The following is a 13,351-nucleotide window of genomic DNA, read 5'->3' as shown; positions in this document are numbered from 1 at the left end:
TTGGGTACGCATCCATGCAGGCAACCGCATCCCATCCCGACACCACCGGCCGCGGAGGCCGCGGCGGCAGGCTCACCACCTGTAAATACACCTTCGCGTTGACTATCCGGCCGCCTCATGGAAACCTGTTATCCGAAAGCGAGAATACCATTCTCATCGAGAGGAGGCGCGATGCGAGTACCGCCGTTGCCCGCGGACCGGTGGGACGAGGACGTCGACGAGGCGCTGCGGGTCATGCTGCCGCGCCGGCTGCGCAACCCGGAGAAGGCGAGCAACGCCCTGTCGACACTCGTCCGGCACCCCGCGCTGACCAAGGCGTTCCTCACCCTGAACGTCCACCTGCTGTTCCGGTCGTCGCTACCGGCCCGGCTGCGCGAAATCGCCATCCTGCGCGTCGCGCACCTGCGGGACTGCGTCTACGAGTGGAACCACCATCGCGAAGCCGCGCTCGCGGAGGGGATCACCGCCGACGAGATCGCCGGGGTCGCCCGGGGCGAGGCCACCGACGTGGTCGACCAGCTGATCCTGCGCACTGTCGACGAGCTCGACGAGAAATCGAACCTGTCCGACGCCACCTGGGACGGACTGTGTGCCCATCTCGACGAGCAACAGCGGATGGATCTGATCTTCACCATCGGCACCTACAACACGCTTGCCGCAGCCTTCAACACCTTCGGCATCCGATCCGAGTACGAGAGGTAATCCCTTGGCACACTTCAACAAACCGGCAGCGGGTAGCTGGACCGAACACTACCCCGATCTGGGTACCGAGCCGGTCGACTACTCCGATTCCATCGATCCGCAGTTCTACGAAGACGAGCGCGAAGCCATCTTCAAGCGGACCTGGCTCAATGTCGGCCGGGTGGAACGGCTGCCGCGTAAGGGCAGCTACTTCACCAAGGAACTCTCCGCCGCCGGCACCTCGCTGATCATCGTCCGCGGTAACGACGACCAGATCCACGCCTACCACAACGTCTGCCGCCACCGCGGCAACAAACTCGTCTGGGACGATTACCCGAACGAGGAGACCTCGGGCTTCTGCAAACAGTTCACCTGCAAATACCACGCCTGGCGCTACAGCCTCGAGGGCGAGCTGACCTTCGTCCAGCAGGAGAAGGAATTCTTCGGCCTCGACCGCGCCGACTACGGACTCAAGGATGTGCGCTGCGAGGTGTGGGAAGGGTTCATCTTCATCAACCTCGACCACGACGCGGAACCCCTGACCACTTTCCTGGGCCCGATGATCAAGGGCTTGGAAGGTTATCCGTTCCACGAGATGACCGAGGTGTTCAGTTACAAGGCCGAGGTCGGCAGCAACTGGAAACTGTTCATCGACGCGTTCGCCGAGTTCTATCATGCGCCGATCCTGCATATGAAGCAGGCGGTCAAGGACGAGGCCGACAAGCTGGCCGGTTACGGCTACGAGGCGCTGCACTACGAACTGCAGCCGCCGCATTCGATGATCTCCTCGTGGGGCGGGATGGCTCCGCCCAAGGACCTGAACATGGTCAAACCGATCGAGCGCGTCCTGCGCAGCGGCCTGTTCGGCCCCTGGGACCGCCCCGATATCGAGGGCCTGGACCCGCTGCCCGTGGGGATCAATCCCGCCGGCCACCGGGCCTGGGGTGTGGACGAGTTCGAGATCTGGCCGAACTTCTCGCTGCTGTTCTGGGCACCGGGCTGGTATCTGACCTACCACTACTGGCCGACCGCGGTGAACCGGCACACCTTCGAGGCCAATCTGTATTTCGTGCCCGCAAAGACGGCGCGGGAGCGGCTGGCCCAGGAGCTGGCCGGGGTGACCTTCAAGGAGTACGCGCTGCAGGACGCGAACACCCTCGAGGCCACCCAGACGATGATCGCGACCCGCACGGTGACCGATTTCCCGCTCAACGACCAGGAGATCCTCCTGCGCCACCTGCACAAGACCGCCCAGAAGAAAGTCGAGGAATACCGCAATGGCAACCGCTGACAACGAGTCGAAGGCACTGCCCGCCGAATTCGCCGATCTGGCACAGTTCGCGGACTGGATCCTGCCCACCGAACCCGAACGGTACGCCAAACGGCTGGCCTCCACGATGCCGGAGATGCAGGCCTTCTACGACGCCGGGATGGCACGCCTCGAGGATGCCATCGCCTACTGCGACCGGTTCGACCTCGACGATCTGCCCGACGAAGCCCGGAACCTGTTCCATCTGATGCAATCGCTGGTGATGGCCTCGTTCCCGGTGGAGGTCTGGAAGCAGCCGCGGGTGCCCGACAGCGGCGCGGCCTATCTGGATATCGTGCGCGAACCGGTGGTGTAGCCATGCTGACACTGCGGGCCGCCGGGCTGCTCGATGTGGACTCCGGCGAAATCATCCGGCCCGGCGTCCTGCGTGTCGACGGGGACCGGATCGTCGGCATCGGCGGGGAACCGGAAGGGGAGGTCATCGATCTCGGTGATCTCGTCCTCCTGCCGGGGTTGATGGATATGGAGGTCAACCTCCTGATGGGCGGCCGGGGCGAAACCGGGCTGAGCTCCTCGGTCCAGGACGACCCGCCGCTGCGGATGCTGCGCGCGGTCGGTAATGCCCGGCGCACCCTGCGCGCCGGGTTCACCACCGTGCGCAACCTGGGCCTGTTCGTCAAAACCGGCGGATATCTGCTGGATGTCGCGCTCGGTAAGGCCATCGACGCCGGCTGGATCGACGGGCCCCGTATCGTGCCGGCGGGTCATGCCATCACCCCCACCGGCGGACATCTCGATCCCACCATGTTCTCGGCCTTCGCCCCCGATGTGCTGAAGCTGACCCTCGAAGAAGGCATCGCCAACGGTGTCGACGAGGTACGCAAAGCGGTGCGATACCAGATCAAACACGGCGCCCAGCTGATCAAGGTCTGCGTATCCGGTGGCGTCATGTCGCTGACAGGGGCGCCGGGCGCACAACACTATTCGACCGAGGAACTGCGGGCGATCGTCGACGAGGCGCATCGCCGAGGCCTGCGGGTGGCCGCGCACACCCACGGCGCGGAGGCGGTGAAGGAGGCGGTCGGAGCCGGAATCGACTGTATCGAACACGGTTTCCTGATCGACGACGAAGCCATCGACCTCATGGTTCGGGAAGGCACCTATATGGTGCCGACCACGCGCCTGGCGGATGCCATGGATGTCTCCAAGGCGGCACCGGAACTGCAGGCCAAGGCAGCCGAGATGTTCCCGCGTGCCCGGACCTCGGTGAAGGCCGCCTTCGACGCGGGCGTGAAGATCGCCGTCGGCACCGACGCACCGGCGATCCCGCACGGCCGCAATGCCGACGAACTGGTGGCCCTGGTCGAGCGGGGACTCGACCCACTGTCGGTGCTGCGCGCGGCGACTGTCGTCGCCGCCGAGCTCATCCAGGTCACCGACCGCGGCCGGCTCGCCGAGGGACTGCTCGCCGATGTGATCGGGGTGCCCGGCGATCCCCTGGCCGATATCACCGTCACCCAGCAGGTGCGGTTCGTGATGAAAGGCGGAAAGGTCTATGGCGGCAATCGATGACCTGATCGAAATCCAGCAGTTGCTCGCCCGCTACACGGTGACCATCACCAAGGGCGATATCGACGGACTGATCGGCGTATTCACCCCCGACGGCAGCTACAGCGCGTTCGGCGACACCTACACCCTCGACGTGTTCCCCGAACTCGTCGATGCCGCGCCGAAGGGCCTGTTCCTCACGGGCACCCCGCTGATCGAACTGGACGGCGATACCGGAACCGGTACACAGCCCCTGTGTTTCGTGGAGCAGTCGACCCACGATATGCGGATCGGGTACTACACCGATACCTACCGCCGCACCGACAAGGGCTGGCGCCTGGCCACCCGCGCGATGACGTTCATCCGGCGCAGCGGTATCCACGACTCCGGGATCCCACACGCCTTCGAGCGGCCGTCGGCATGAGCGAGTCAGGCCCGGAGGCGGCAGCTGACATCGGGGAGTTCCGGTCGCGGGTGCGCACCTGGCTTGACGAGAACGACCTCTCACCCGGACCCGAACCCGGTTTCGACGCGCAGGTCGCGCAGCTGGGCCGGGTCCGGCGGGCGCTGTTCGACGCCGGCTGGATGCGCTACGGGTGGCCGGAGTCCGTGGGCGGTCTGGGGGGACCGGCGCTGCTGCGGGCGGTGCTCGGCGAGGAGGTCGCGACCCGCGGTCTGGCCGAACCGGGGATCTATTCCATGGTGGAGGTGCTGGCCCCCACGATGATTTCCTACGCCCGCCCGGAGTTGGCCGCCGAGATGGTGCCCCGGCTGCTGGACGGCAGCGAACAGTGGTGCCAGGGTTTCTCCGAACCGGGTTCCGGTTCGGATCTGGCCTCCTTGCGCACCCGTGCCGAACAGCGCGGCGACCGGTGGGTGATCAACGGGCAGAAGGTGTGGACCAGCCTCGCGCAGTTCGCGTCGCGCTGTGTGCTGCTGACCCGCACCGGCCCGGGTCACGACGGGATCACCGCGTTCTTCGTCGATATGGACACCCCGGGGATCACCGTCCGGCCGCTGCGCACCATGCACGGGGTCGACGAATTCGCCGAGGTGTACTTCGACGACGTGGTGGTCGACGAGGCACGTATGCTGGGCCGGCCCGGTGACGGCTGGCGGGTCGCGATGGATCTGCTGCCCTACGAGCGGTCCACCTGCTTCTGGCATCGGATCGCGCATCTGTTCACCCGGCTCGACCGCGTCCTCGACCAGACCGCCGACGCCGACGATACCGATCTCGGTGCCGCCTACCTGGCGTTGCACACCGTGCGCTGCCGTTCCCGCATCACCCAGCGGCGCCTGGCCGGTGGCGCCGCATTGGGCCCGGACACTTCGATCGACAAAGTACTGCTGGCCACCGCCGAACAGCAGCTCTTCGATACCGCCCGCGACCTGCTGCCCGGCGAGATCGAACTCGCCGATTCCGAATGGCGCTCGGAATTCCTGTATTCCCGCGCGGCGACCATCTACGGCGGTACCGCCGAGATCCAGCGCAATATCATCGCCCGCCGCCTGCTCGACCTGGGAAAGGAGTGAGCGGTGGACGCCGCCGAACAGACTCTGCTCACCGATACGCTGCGCAAGACGATGGCCACGGCCGCCGGCGCCGAACTCTATCCCGCGCTGCGTGAGCTCGGCTGGTACGAGCTGCTCACCGACAGCGCCGATATCGCGGTCCCGCTGGTCTTCCGGTTGCTCGGCGAGACCGGTACCCACGCACCGTTGATCAACGATGTGCTGGCGTACGCGGCAGGCCGCCCGCTCGGTGAACCGATACCGCTGCCGTTCGCCGGCGGCCGCTGGGTGCTCTGGACCGAAGAGACCGGTTCGGGCTCGGCCGCGGTCCCGCCGGAGCCACGGTACGGCGCCGAGCCGAGCGTTCTCCTCGATCCCGAACTACCATTGTCCGTCCTCGTCGATACCTCCGAATCGACTGCCGCCGAGTCGGTTCCACTCGCCCAGGCGCGCCGCGCCCTGGGCTGGTGGCTGACCGGCTCAGCGCGGGCCATGCTCGCACTTGCTCGCCGTCACGCGCTCGAACGGGTGCAGTTCGGCAAACCCGTCGCGGGTTTCCAGGCGGTCCGGCACCGGCTGGCCGAAACCCTGGTCGCCATCGAGGGAGCCGAGGCCGCCCTCGCGGTCGGCCCGTCCGATGCGCACCATCCGGCCCACCCGGCGGCCGCTGTACCGCAGGACTACGATTCCCTCGCCGCCGCGCTCGCCAAGGCCGCCGCCGGCCGCGCGGCACTCGTGACCGCGCGGCACTGTCAGCAGGTGCTGGGCGGAATCGGTTTCACGGCCGAGCACGAATTCCACCGCCACTATCGGCGGGCCCTCGTGCTGGACGGATTACTCGGGAGTTCACGCGACCTCACCCGCGAGGCCGGCGCGACACTGCGCGAGCTGGGCTACGCTCCGCGGCTGGCACATCTGTAGAGATCGCCGTATCGGACGTTTCCACACATCCCACCGGTGCAGGGATCACCGTGGCACCACAGGCTTTACCGCACACGGTGGCGCTCGGCGCCGTCATGCGAAAGTCCGCGTTCGTCTCCGGCCGCGGCGGTGACAACCCGCGGCAGCCGTGCGGTTATCCGGCGGTGCGGTATCTCGGCAGTCGAGCCGATCGTGCACGCACCGCCGCCCCGGACGGGTGATATGCCGGTGGACCGCGGGTTTCTCTTACGCGCAGGCCTGTGACATCCCCCCGGAAATCGCGACCAGCCCGCACATGGTGGTGGCGGAGATCTTCCAGCCGTTCGCTTCCCGCACCGCATGACCGATCTGGTTGCTCACCACCGGATTACCGGAAATATTGAGGGTGAACCGCAATTCGGCGTGGGCCGGGTCGAGTACGACCACATCGGCGACCTCGATCGTGGTGAGCGCCGTGCGGATATGGTTCGCCATTCCGGAGATTTCGGTTTCGAAGTCGGTTCCGCGTTCCACCAATGCCATCCGATCCTCGGTGGCGGTGGCGGGGGCGAAAAACGCTTCGTACACCCCGGTGATCGCCGCGGCGGCGACGGCCGGCGAGTCCGAGGTGGCAACGCCCGCGCCCGGATTCGCCGCCCCGGGGCTTCCGGCGGCGACCTCGGTGGCGGGCGCCTCGGTCGTCGGCAGTACATAACAGTTCTCGGGCCCGAAGAAATTGCCGCAGGCGGTGATCGCGCTCAGCGAGAGCGCGACTCCGCAGGCAGCGGCAGTTCGCGCTACCCGGTGTCTTCGTGACATCGGTTCGTCTTTCTGGAGAGTGATGATCGACGTCTGCGAAAACCACGTTCCACGGCCGCCGCGGGGAGTTTAGCCCGGCACCACCTCGGGAAATGACGAATCCGGCAAATTTGCCGCATAGACTTCCGGTTAATTCATGAGGCCGGTGCCGGAGTCCGGCGGACCGGAGCGGGAGTCGTATCGATACTGCGCAACCGATACGACGTTCCTCCTCCGGCCCACCGCGAAAGCGCGACCCCGCAACGCCGACTGTCCCGAGCCGAAACAGGCTCCGGCGCAGCGCCGTCCGTGGTCGGTGACGAGATCAGCCGCAGGCGGGGACGACTTCGCCCGTGCCCTGGACCGCGAGCAGCGCACAGAAGGTCATCGCGGCGACCTTCCAGGTATGACCCTCTTTGATCGCCTGCCCGGACTGGTCCGGCAGCACCGGATTACCGCCCAGCAGCAGGGTATAGGTCACGTCTGCCGTCGTATCGTCCACGACCTCTACGGCGGATACGGTCACGCTCGTCCCCTGGGCGCGCGGGTCGGCGGCCATTCCCTGGAGCATGGGTTCGAATTCGCCGCCCTTCTCGACCAGCCCGGCCCGGGTCGCGGGGGCGGCTTTGCCGTCGAAGAAGGTGACGAAAGCGTCGGTGATCGCTTTCTCGGTCTCCGGCACGGCCGCGGCGGGGGCGGCGGAGCTGGTGGCGGCCGGGGCGGAGGTGGACGCGGCCGCGTCTTCTCCGGAATCACCACAGCCGACAACGGCCGTGGCGGTCAGCGCCACCAGGCCGAAGAGAGTGGTGGCACGCCGGATTCTGCTGTAACGCATGGCGGAAACCTTTCCGATGGACTTCGGGAATCGTCGTCCATCCGGGAAATTCGAAAACGGGGTTCCGGGCGGTCGTCATTCGGTTACGCTGCCCGTGTCGAAAGAATCCCTGACCGCCGGTTCCGCCTCGGCGTCACTTCTTCGATACGGGGGATCGGCACCGCGGCGAACGGTGCCGATCCCCCGTTTCGTTACTTCATATTCGTCTTCATCTGGTCGAGATCCACCAGAATCGGATAGCCGCTCACACTGAGAGCGTTTCCATGCCCGGTGGAATGGATATCGAATACCGATTGGATCGCGGCGTAGAAACCCTGGACATCCATGGTCTGATTCACCGCACGCTTGGCCTGGCGTAATCCGAACGGCGGCATCTGCGCGATCTGCCCGGCCAGTTCCGCGGTCTTGGCCGGCAACTCCTCGAGTGGCACGACCATATTCACCATCCCGGCCTGTTCGGCCTCTTCCGCGGTGACCGGACGGCCGGTGAACAGGATCTCCTTGGCCTTACGGTGACCGAGTTCCCAAGTGTGACCGTGATATTCGACGCCGCCGATACCCATCATCGCCACCGGATCGGAGAACAGCGCGTTGTCCGCAGCGACGATGAGGTCACACGGCCAGCACAGCATGAGCCCGCCGGCGATACAGCGGCCCTGCACAGCCGCAATGGAGGGTTTGGGCACATTGCGCCACCGCAGTGTGTATTCCAGATACCGGCGGCTCTCGGTCTGATAAATCCAATCGAGAGTTATCTTTTCCGGTTTGGGCCAGCTGTCGTCTTTGAGGTCGTGCCCGGCCGAGAAATGTTTCCCGGCCGCATTCAAAACGATCACCACGGCATCGTCGTCGGTGGCGGCTCGCGTCCACGCGGCATCCAATTCGTCCAGCAGCGCGGAATTCTGGGCATTCGCCGCTTCGGGCCGGTTCAGCGTGATCGTCGCGACCTTATCGGCGACAGAATAGTCGATATAAGACAAAACAGTGCTCCTCGGTTCCGGGGAACACCGGGCCCGACCCGGTGCTCGTATTCCGTTTGCTGCGCCACCCGGCCGTTCGCTGTGGTGCCACCTGGCCGCGCGCCGGCGATCTGCATCCGGGCGCGCACACCCATGATGTCGCCGGATCAGCGATGGGCGGCGAGATATTCGTGGGCCACCACCGCCCGGTGCCCGGCCGCGCCGCCGAACAGCAGTTCGCCGGCCTTGGCCCGTTTGATCGCGAACTGCAGATCGTTCTCCCAGGTGAATCCCATGGCTCCGAACAGCTGCACCCCGTGCCGGAAAACCACCGACTGGCACTCCCCCGCCGACGCCTTGGCCATCGCCGCCGCCAGTGTGCGGCGCGGGTCGTTCTCCGCCAGGCACAGGGCGGCGAAATACCCGAGGGCACGCGCCCGTTCGATGGCCAGATGCATATCGGCGGCCTTGTGCTGGACCGCCTGGAACGCCCCGATGGCGGTATCGAACTGGCGGCGCGTACGCACATGGTCGAGCACCAGGTCGAGAATCCGCTGACAGGCGCCCACCGTCGTCAGCGCGAGACCGGTCAGGGCCAGTTGCCTGGCACGGTCGGGGTCGGCGTCGGTGCGGTCGGCATCGGTGACCCGCACATCATCGAAGGTGACCTCCGCGACATGCAGCACCGGATCGAAGACATCGATCCGCCGGGTGGTGACCGCATGTGCGGGCACGACGAAGACCCCGGCCGTGGTGACCACCGCGATCCGGTCGCAGCGGTCGCCGTCGAGAACTTGACCGGCGGTACCGCGTAGCAGCCACTCTGCACCGTCGCGGACCGCGGTGACACCGTCGAAGACAGCGGCGCCGGTTCCTTCCGCGGTACCGAAAGCACCTGCCAGCGGCGCGAACTGGGTCATCGTGGCAAGATAGGGCGTCGGGTCGGTGGCCCGGCCCAGCCCCTCGAGCACGATCCCGAGCTCCACGGTCGCCTCCGGCTCCACGAGTTCGGTCCAGCCGAGTTCGACATAGGTTTTCCACAACCGGCTCGGATCGGCCCCCGCGTCCACGATCTCCCTGATCACCGAGGGGGGGCATTCCTTGGCGGTGACCTCCCGGACCGTATCGCGCAGCAGCCTCTGGTCGGCATCGAACTCGAAGAGCATCCGGGCTGCCTCCTGTTGGGCGGGGTTGCGTTACGTTCAGGAGAATAGCATTCTCTTGAGATGAAATTAATAGTCTCCCCAAGGGCGCGAACACCGGACGTGCCTGCCCGGACATGGGACGTTCTCCGGTACAGTGCACCCATGTTCTCCTCATATGGGATCGATGGGATCGGATGGGCCGGCCGGTGACCGCCCCCAGCGAAGAGCCCGCGTGGAAGCAGCGTGCGGTAGAGCGCTCGATCCGCACCGCGAAACTGCGGGCCGAACAGCGCGTGCAGCGATTTCTCGATGCCGCCCAGGCGATCATCACCGAAAAGGGCACCACCGATTTCACGGTCCAAGAGGTCGTGGATCGGTCGAAACAGTCGTTGCGCAGCTTCTACCTGCAGTTCGACGGTAAGCACGAACTACTGCTGGCACTGTTCGAGGATGCCCTGAGCCGCACCGCGGACCAGATCCGGGCCGCCGCCGCGGGCAAGGACAATGCCCTGGACCGGCTACAGCTGGCCGTGGAACTCCTCTACGAACTGTGCCGCCCGGACCCGACCGCGCAGCGCCCGCTGTTCACCGATTTCGCCCCGCAACTGCTGGTCAGCCATCCAGCACAGGTGAAGGTCGCGCATACGCCACTGCTGGCACTGTTCACCGAGCTCATGATCGACGCCGAGAAGGACGGGCTGCTGCGTGAAGAGCTCAATCCGCGCCGGATGGCCGCCATGGTGATGCAGACGGTGATGTTCACGGCCCAGTCCAACGGCGGAATCGACGACGAGACGGCCTATCCGATCTCGGCCGAGGAGATCTGGGAATTCTGCGCGAAGGGGTTCGCCCGCGGAATCTAGAGGAGAATAGCGTTCTCCAAATCAGAGATACGGGTTTACACTCACTGTATGCCCGATCTCTGGACCGATCTCCTCGCCTGTATGGATCTGCGCCTGCGTCCCACCGCACCGCAGGCCGACGACGACACCGAGGCGCCCGCCCCTGATCCGCAGGCCACCCTCTCGGTATTCGAGGGTCCCAATCAGCAGCTGGAATACCATCGGCTCTTCGGTGGGCAGCTGCTGGCCCAGTTCCTGCGCGCCGCGGTCTTCGCCTGCCCGGACAAGACGGTGAAATCCGTACACGTCATCTTCGCCCGCGAGGGCAAGAGCGACGCCCCGGTCTACTACGTGGTGCAGCCGCAGCATCGCGGGCGTTCCTTCGCCACCCTCACCGTCGTCGCCCGGCAGAAGGGTGATGTCATTGCCACCGCCCTGCTGTCGATGACCGCGCTCGAGGACGGGCGGGAGAACCAGGAAATCGGCGCGGTACCAACGGTTCCGGGCCCCGAGCACACCGTCGATATCGGCCTGATCCCCTGGGAGACCCGGTCCCTCACCGACCTCGGCGACAAGGCCGCCGGCCCGGCCGTATACGACCTGTGGATGCGCACACCCGAGGTCGGCGCCGAACTCGCTCCCGGCCTGGTGTCCTACGCCACCGATCTCAATGTCATCGGCACCGTGCTGCGCCCGATCGAAGGTTTCGACCACAGCGGTAACGGCACCGAATTCACCTCCGCCACCACCTCGCACACGCTGTGGTTCCACCGCCCCTTCCGTAGCGACGACTGGTTGCTGTTGCGGCACGAGGGCCTGGTCATGGCGCATGGCCGTGCCTACGGTCGCGGTGATGTCCTCACCGCGGACGGCACCCTGGTGGCCTCGTTCGCGCAGGAAGCCCTGCTGCGTTTCCGGCCCTGAATCCGCCGGCCCGCCCGACCGATAGGCAATCGATGCAACCCTCTCCCCTGGCCACCCCGGCCGCGCACCCGGCCGCACCGTTACGGGTCGCCCAATGGTCCACCGGCACCATCGGCTCGCGCGCCCTGCGCGCACTCGTCGACCACCCGGAATTGGTACTGGCGGGGGTGTATTCGCACACCCCCGCCAAACAGGGTCGCGATGCGGCCGAATTGTGCGGATCGCCGGCCCCGACCGGGGTCCCGGCGACCGGCGATATCGGCGAAATCCTCCGCGGTACGCCGGACTGCGTGCTCTATATGCCGCAGACCTGCGATATCGACGAAGTCTGCCGGATCCTCGCCGCCGGTACGAATATCGTGACGACCGCCGGTGTCTTCCACCATCCCGGCAGTATGGATCCCGGCGTCCGGGCGCAGGTGGAGGCGGCGTGCGCGGCCGGTGGCACTTCGATCCACAGCACGGGCAGCAGCCCCGGCTTCATCACCGAGGCCGTTCCCCTCGTACTGGCTTCGATCCAACGGCACCTCGACAAGCTCTCCATCCAGGAGTATGCCGATCTGTCCCAGCGCAACTCGCCGGCGATCCTGTTCGATGTCATGGGATTCGGCGCGCCGCCGGGAGATTTCGCCCAGGTACGGCTGGACCATCTGCGCAACAGCTTCGGTCCGTCACTACGGCTGCTCGCCGACGGAATCGGGCTACCGCTCGACGAGGTGACCGCCACGGGTGAGGTCGCCACCGCGGCGCGCACCTTCGATATCGCGGCCGGCACGATTCCGCAGGGAACCGTTGCCGCACAGCGCATAACGATCTCCGGAATACACAAAGGCCGGCCCGTCCTGCGCTTCCAGGCGATCTGGCATTGCGGCGCCCAGGCCGAGACCGGCTGGGAGATCCGCCCCACCGGCTGGCATCTCAGCGTCGAAGGCGATGCCCCGCTCGAGATCGATATGGTTTTCCCGTTCCCGCTCGACCGGATGGCCGAGCACTCTCCCGCCTACACCGCGAACCGTGCCGTCAACGCCGTCCGCTACGTCTGCGCGGCCGCCCCCGGTATCCGCACCGTCCTCGACCTGCCCCCGATCACCGCAACCCTGGGACGAGCATGAACGACCACGAAGCGATCCGCGCCCTCAAAGCCCGCTATTTCCGGCTGATGGACACCAAGGACTGGGCCGGTTTCCGGGAGCTGTTCTGCGACGACGTCGTCATCGACGTATCCGGCTCGGGTGGCGAAGTGATCACCGGCGCCGACGAATTCCTGGCCTTCCTCACTCCCCGGATCGGCGAGGCGATCACGATCCATCACGGCCACACCCCGGAGATCGAACTGCTCTCCGATACCGAGGCCACCGGGATCTGGGCCATGGAAGACCGGCTCACCTTTCCCGACGGCACCCGGCTCCACGGCTTCGGGCACTACCACGAAACCTACGTCAAGTCCGACGGCCGGTGGCGTATCCGCTCGCAGCGCCTGACCCGCCTGCATATGGACTTCACGCCCGGCCAGGAGGGCACGGCAGGCGGCACCGCCGAATGAAGTCTGTGAGGCGCTGATCCGGTTCGGGAGCGCCGCCTGCGGAATCCGCGGTCTCGGGCCGTGCACCGGCTCGACTCCGGTGCGGTCCGGGATGAATCCCGCCCGGTTCGATGTTGATCGAACCGGATCGTACGCGGGAGAGGATTTTCCGGATGCACACCGATATACCTCGATTCGAGGGCAAAGTCGCCTTGATCACCGGCGGTAGCAGCGGGATCGGCGCGGCCACTGCGCAGCGGCTGCTCGACGAGGGCGCGCAGGTGGTGATCACCGGCCGCGATACCGACCGGCTCGATACCGCCGTGCGGGAGCTGGACGGCGGGGCCCCCCGAATCGCGGGCGGGGCCGGGGACCGCGGGATAGGCGGCCGCGGGTGCCACCAGCGCGGCGG

General features: G+C 66.4%; 17 protein-coding genes. 13 read left to right on the top strand and 4 right to left on the bottom strand.

The features are described from left to right. The first annotated feature begins 171 nt into the window (after positions 1-171). Genes QH195_RS05340 through QH195_RS05305 form a run of 8 tightly spaced genes read left to right on the top strand, consistent with a single transcriptional unit; the run spans position 172 to position 6,156 of the window. Complete coding sequence (locus QH195_RS05340) at positions 172-702, top strand: carboxymuconolactone decarboxylase family protein (protein ID WP_280426261.1); 531 nt, start codon at positions 172-174, stop codon at positions 700-702. Positions 703-706: 4 nt separating this feature from the next. Then, positions 707-1,972: an aromatic ring-hydroxylating oxygenase subunit alpha gene (locus QH195_RS05335; RefSeq protein WP_280426260.1), complete on the top strand. Its 1,266-nt coding sequence runs from the start codon at positions 707-709 to the stop codon at positions 1,970-1,972. Beyond that, positions 1,959-2,306 carry a hypothetical protein gene (locus QH195_RS05330; protein ID WP_280434518.1) on the top strand — a complete coding sequence of 116 codons (348 nt, stop codon included), beginning with the start codon at positions 1,959-1,961 and terminating at the stop codon, positions 2,304-2,306. Before QH195_RS05335 ends, QH195_RS05330 begins: the two co-directional genes overlap by 14 nt. A gap of 2 nt (positions 2,307-2,308) precedes the next feature. Further along, positions 2,309-3,523 (top strand): metal-dependent hydrolase family protein, encoded by a 1,215-nt coding sequence (locus tag QH195_RS05325; protein ID WP_280434517.1) that lies wholly within the window; start codon positions 2,309-2,311, stop codon positions 3,521-3,523. Further along, positions 3,507-3,923: a nuclear transport factor 2 family protein gene (locus QH195_RS05320; RefSeq protein WP_280434516.1), complete on the top strand. Its 417-nt coding sequence runs from the start codon at positions 3,507-3,509 to the stop codon at positions 3,921-3,923. Before QH195_RS05325 ends, QH195_RS05320 begins: the two co-directional genes overlap by 17 nt. Continuing rightward, the gene (locus QH195_RS05315; protein WP_280434515.1) at positions 3,920-5,035 is read left to right on the top strand and encodes an acyl-CoA dehydrogenase family protein; all 1,116 of its coding nucleotides are present in this window, start codon (positions 3,920-3,922) and stop codon (positions 5,033-5,035) included. The genes QH195_RS05320 and QH195_RS05315 overlap by 4 nt, the downstream gene beginning before the upstream one ends. A gap of 51 nt (positions 5,036-5,086) precedes the next feature. Continuing rightward, a complete protein-coding gene (locus QH195_RS05310; RefSeq protein ID WP_280434550.1) occupies positions 5,087-5,935 on the top strand; it encodes an acyl-CoA dehydrogenase family protein in 849 nt (282 codons plus the stop codon). Between the two features lie 50 nt (positions 5,936-5,985). Beyond that, positions 5,986-6,156 (top strand): hypothetical protein, encoded by a 171-nt coding sequence (locus QH195_RS05305; RefSeq protein ID WP_280434514.1) that lies wholly within the window; start codon positions 5,986-5,988, stop codon positions 6,154-6,156. Positions 6,157-6,181: 25 nt separating this feature from the next. Here the strand turns inward: QH195_RS05305 and QH195_RS05300 are convergent, their stop codons facing one another. The 4 genes from QH195_RS05300 to QH195_RS05285 all read right to left on the bottom strand — a co-directional run bounded on the left by QH195_RS05300 (position 6,182) and on the right by QH195_RS05285 (position 9,672). Further along, positions 6,182-6,733, bottom strand: a complete 552-nt coding sequence (locus QH195_RS05300) for a hypothetical protein (RefSeq protein ID WP_280426255.1) — start codon at positions 6,731-6,733, stop codon at positions 6,182-6,184. A gap of 304 nt (positions 6,734-7,037) precedes the next feature. After that, on the bottom strand, positions 7,038-7,547 hold the full coding sequence (locus QH195_RS05295; protein WP_280434513.1) for a hypothetical protein: 510 nt from the start codon (positions 7,545-7,547) through the stop codon (positions 7,038-7,040). 191 nt (positions 7,548-7,738) lie between these two features. Then, positions 7,739-8,527 (bottom strand): enoyl-CoA hydratase, encoded by a 789-nt coding sequence (locus QH195_RS05290; protein WP_280426253.1) that lies wholly within the window; start codon positions 8,525-8,527, stop codon positions 7,739-7,741. A 146-nt stretch (positions 8,528-8,673) separates the two neighbouring features. Then, positions 8,674-9,672 (bottom strand): acyl-CoA dehydrogenase family protein, encoded by a 999-nt coding sequence (locus QH195_RS05285; protein WP_280434512.1) that lies wholly within the window; start codon positions 9,670-9,672, stop codon positions 8,674-8,676. Positions 9,673-9,857: 185 nt separating this feature from the next. Here QH195_RS05285 and QH195_RS05280 point away from each other — a divergent pair, with 185 nt between their 5' ends. From QH195_RS05280 to QH195_RS05260, 5 genes are all read left to right on the top strand, one after another. Next, positions 9,858-10,514 carry a TetR/AcrR family transcriptional regulator gene (locus QH195_RS05280; RefSeq protein WP_280426251.1) on the top strand — a complete coding sequence of 219 codons (657 nt, stop codon included), beginning with the start codon at positions 9,858-9,860 and terminating at the stop codon, positions 10,512-10,514. 48 nt (positions 10,515-10,562) lie between these two features. Next, the gene (locus QH195_RS05275) at positions 10,563-11,417 is read left to right on the top strand and encodes an acyl-CoA thioesterase (protein ID WP_280426250.1); all 855 of its coding nucleotides are present in this window, start codon (positions 10,563-10,565) and stop codon (positions 11,415-11,417) included. 32 nt (positions 11,418-11,449) lie between these two features. Further along, a complete protein-coding gene (locus QH195_RS05270) occupies positions 11,450-12,529 on the top strand; it encodes an NAD(P)H-dependent amine dehydrogenase family protein (protein ID WP_280434511.1) in 1,080 nt (359 codons plus the stop codon). Further along, positions 12,526-12,960 carry a nuclear transport factor 2 family protein gene (locus tag QH195_RS05265; protein ID WP_280426248.1) on the top strand — a complete coding sequence of 145 codons (435 nt, stop codon included), beginning with the start codon at positions 12,526-12,528 and terminating at the stop codon, positions 12,958-12,960. Before QH195_RS05270 ends, QH195_RS05265 begins: the two co-directional genes overlap by 4 nt. A 152-nt stretch (positions 12,961-13,112) precedes the next feature. Further along, on the top strand, positions 13,113-13,351 hold a 239-nt coding region (locus tag QH195_RS05260; protein WP_280434510.1), incomplete at its 3' end, for an SDR family NAD(P)-dependent oxidoreductase.

It is taken from the genome of Nocardia carnea, from assembly GCF_029868855.1.
GTDB classification, from domain to species: domain Bacteria; phylum Actinomycetota; class Actinomycetes; order Mycobacteriales; family Mycobacteriaceae; genus Nocardia; species Nocardia carnea_A.
Note: the sequence above shows the minus strand (reverse complement) of the source record. Positions and strands in the feature narration are given on the sequence as shown.

Bases quoted from the DNA above. Each gene is read 5' to 3' on its own strand.
- QH195_RS05340 (WP_280426261.1), top strand. From the start codon at position 172: ATGCGAGTACCGCCGTTGCCCGCGGACCGGTGGGACGAGGACGTCGAC.
- QH195_RS05330 (WP_280434518.1), top strand. From the start codon at position 1,959: ATGGCAACCGCTGACAACGAGTCGAAGGCACTGCCCGCCGAATTCGCC.
- QH195_RS05325 (WP_280434517.1), top strand. From the start codon at position 2,309: ATGCTGACACTGCGGGCCGCCGGGCTGCTCGATGTGGACTCCGGCGAA.
- QH195_RS05320 (WP_280434516.1), top strand. From the start codon at position 3,507: ATGGCGGCAATCGATGACCTGATCGAAATCCAGCAGTTGCTCGCCCGC.
- QH195_RS05315 (WP_280434515.1), top strand. From the start codon at position 3,920: ATGAGCGAGTCAGGCCCGGAGGCGGCAGCTGACATCGGGGAGTTCCGG.
- QH195_RS05310 (WP_280434550.1), top strand. From the start codon at position 5,087: ATGGCCACGGCCGCCGGCGCCGAACTCTATCCCGCGCTGCGTGAGCTC.
- QH195_RS05300 (WP_280426255.1), bottom strand. From the start codon at position 6,733: ATGTCACGAAGACACCGGGTAGCGCGAACTGCCGCTGCCTGCGGAGTC.
- QH195_RS05295 (WP_280434513.1), bottom strand. From the start codon at position 7,547: ATGCGTTACAGCAGAATCCGGCGTGCCACCACTCTCTTCGGCCTGGTG.
- QH195_RS05285 (WP_280434512.1), bottom strand. From the start codon at position 9,672: ATGCTCTTCGAGTTCGATGCCGACCAGAGGCTGCTGCGCGATACGGTC.
- QH195_RS05275 (WP_280426250.1), top strand. From the start codon at position 10,563: ATGCCCGATCTCTGGACCGATCTCCTCGCCTGTATGGATCTGCGCCTG.
- QH195_RS05270 (WP_280434511.1), top strand. From the start codon at position 11,450: ATGCAACCCTCTCCCCTGGCCACCCCGGCCGCGCACCCGGCCGCACCG.
- QH195_RS05265 (WP_280426248.1), top strand. From the start codon at position 12,526: ATGAACGACCACGAAGCGATCCGCGCCCTCAAAGCCCGCTATTTCCGG.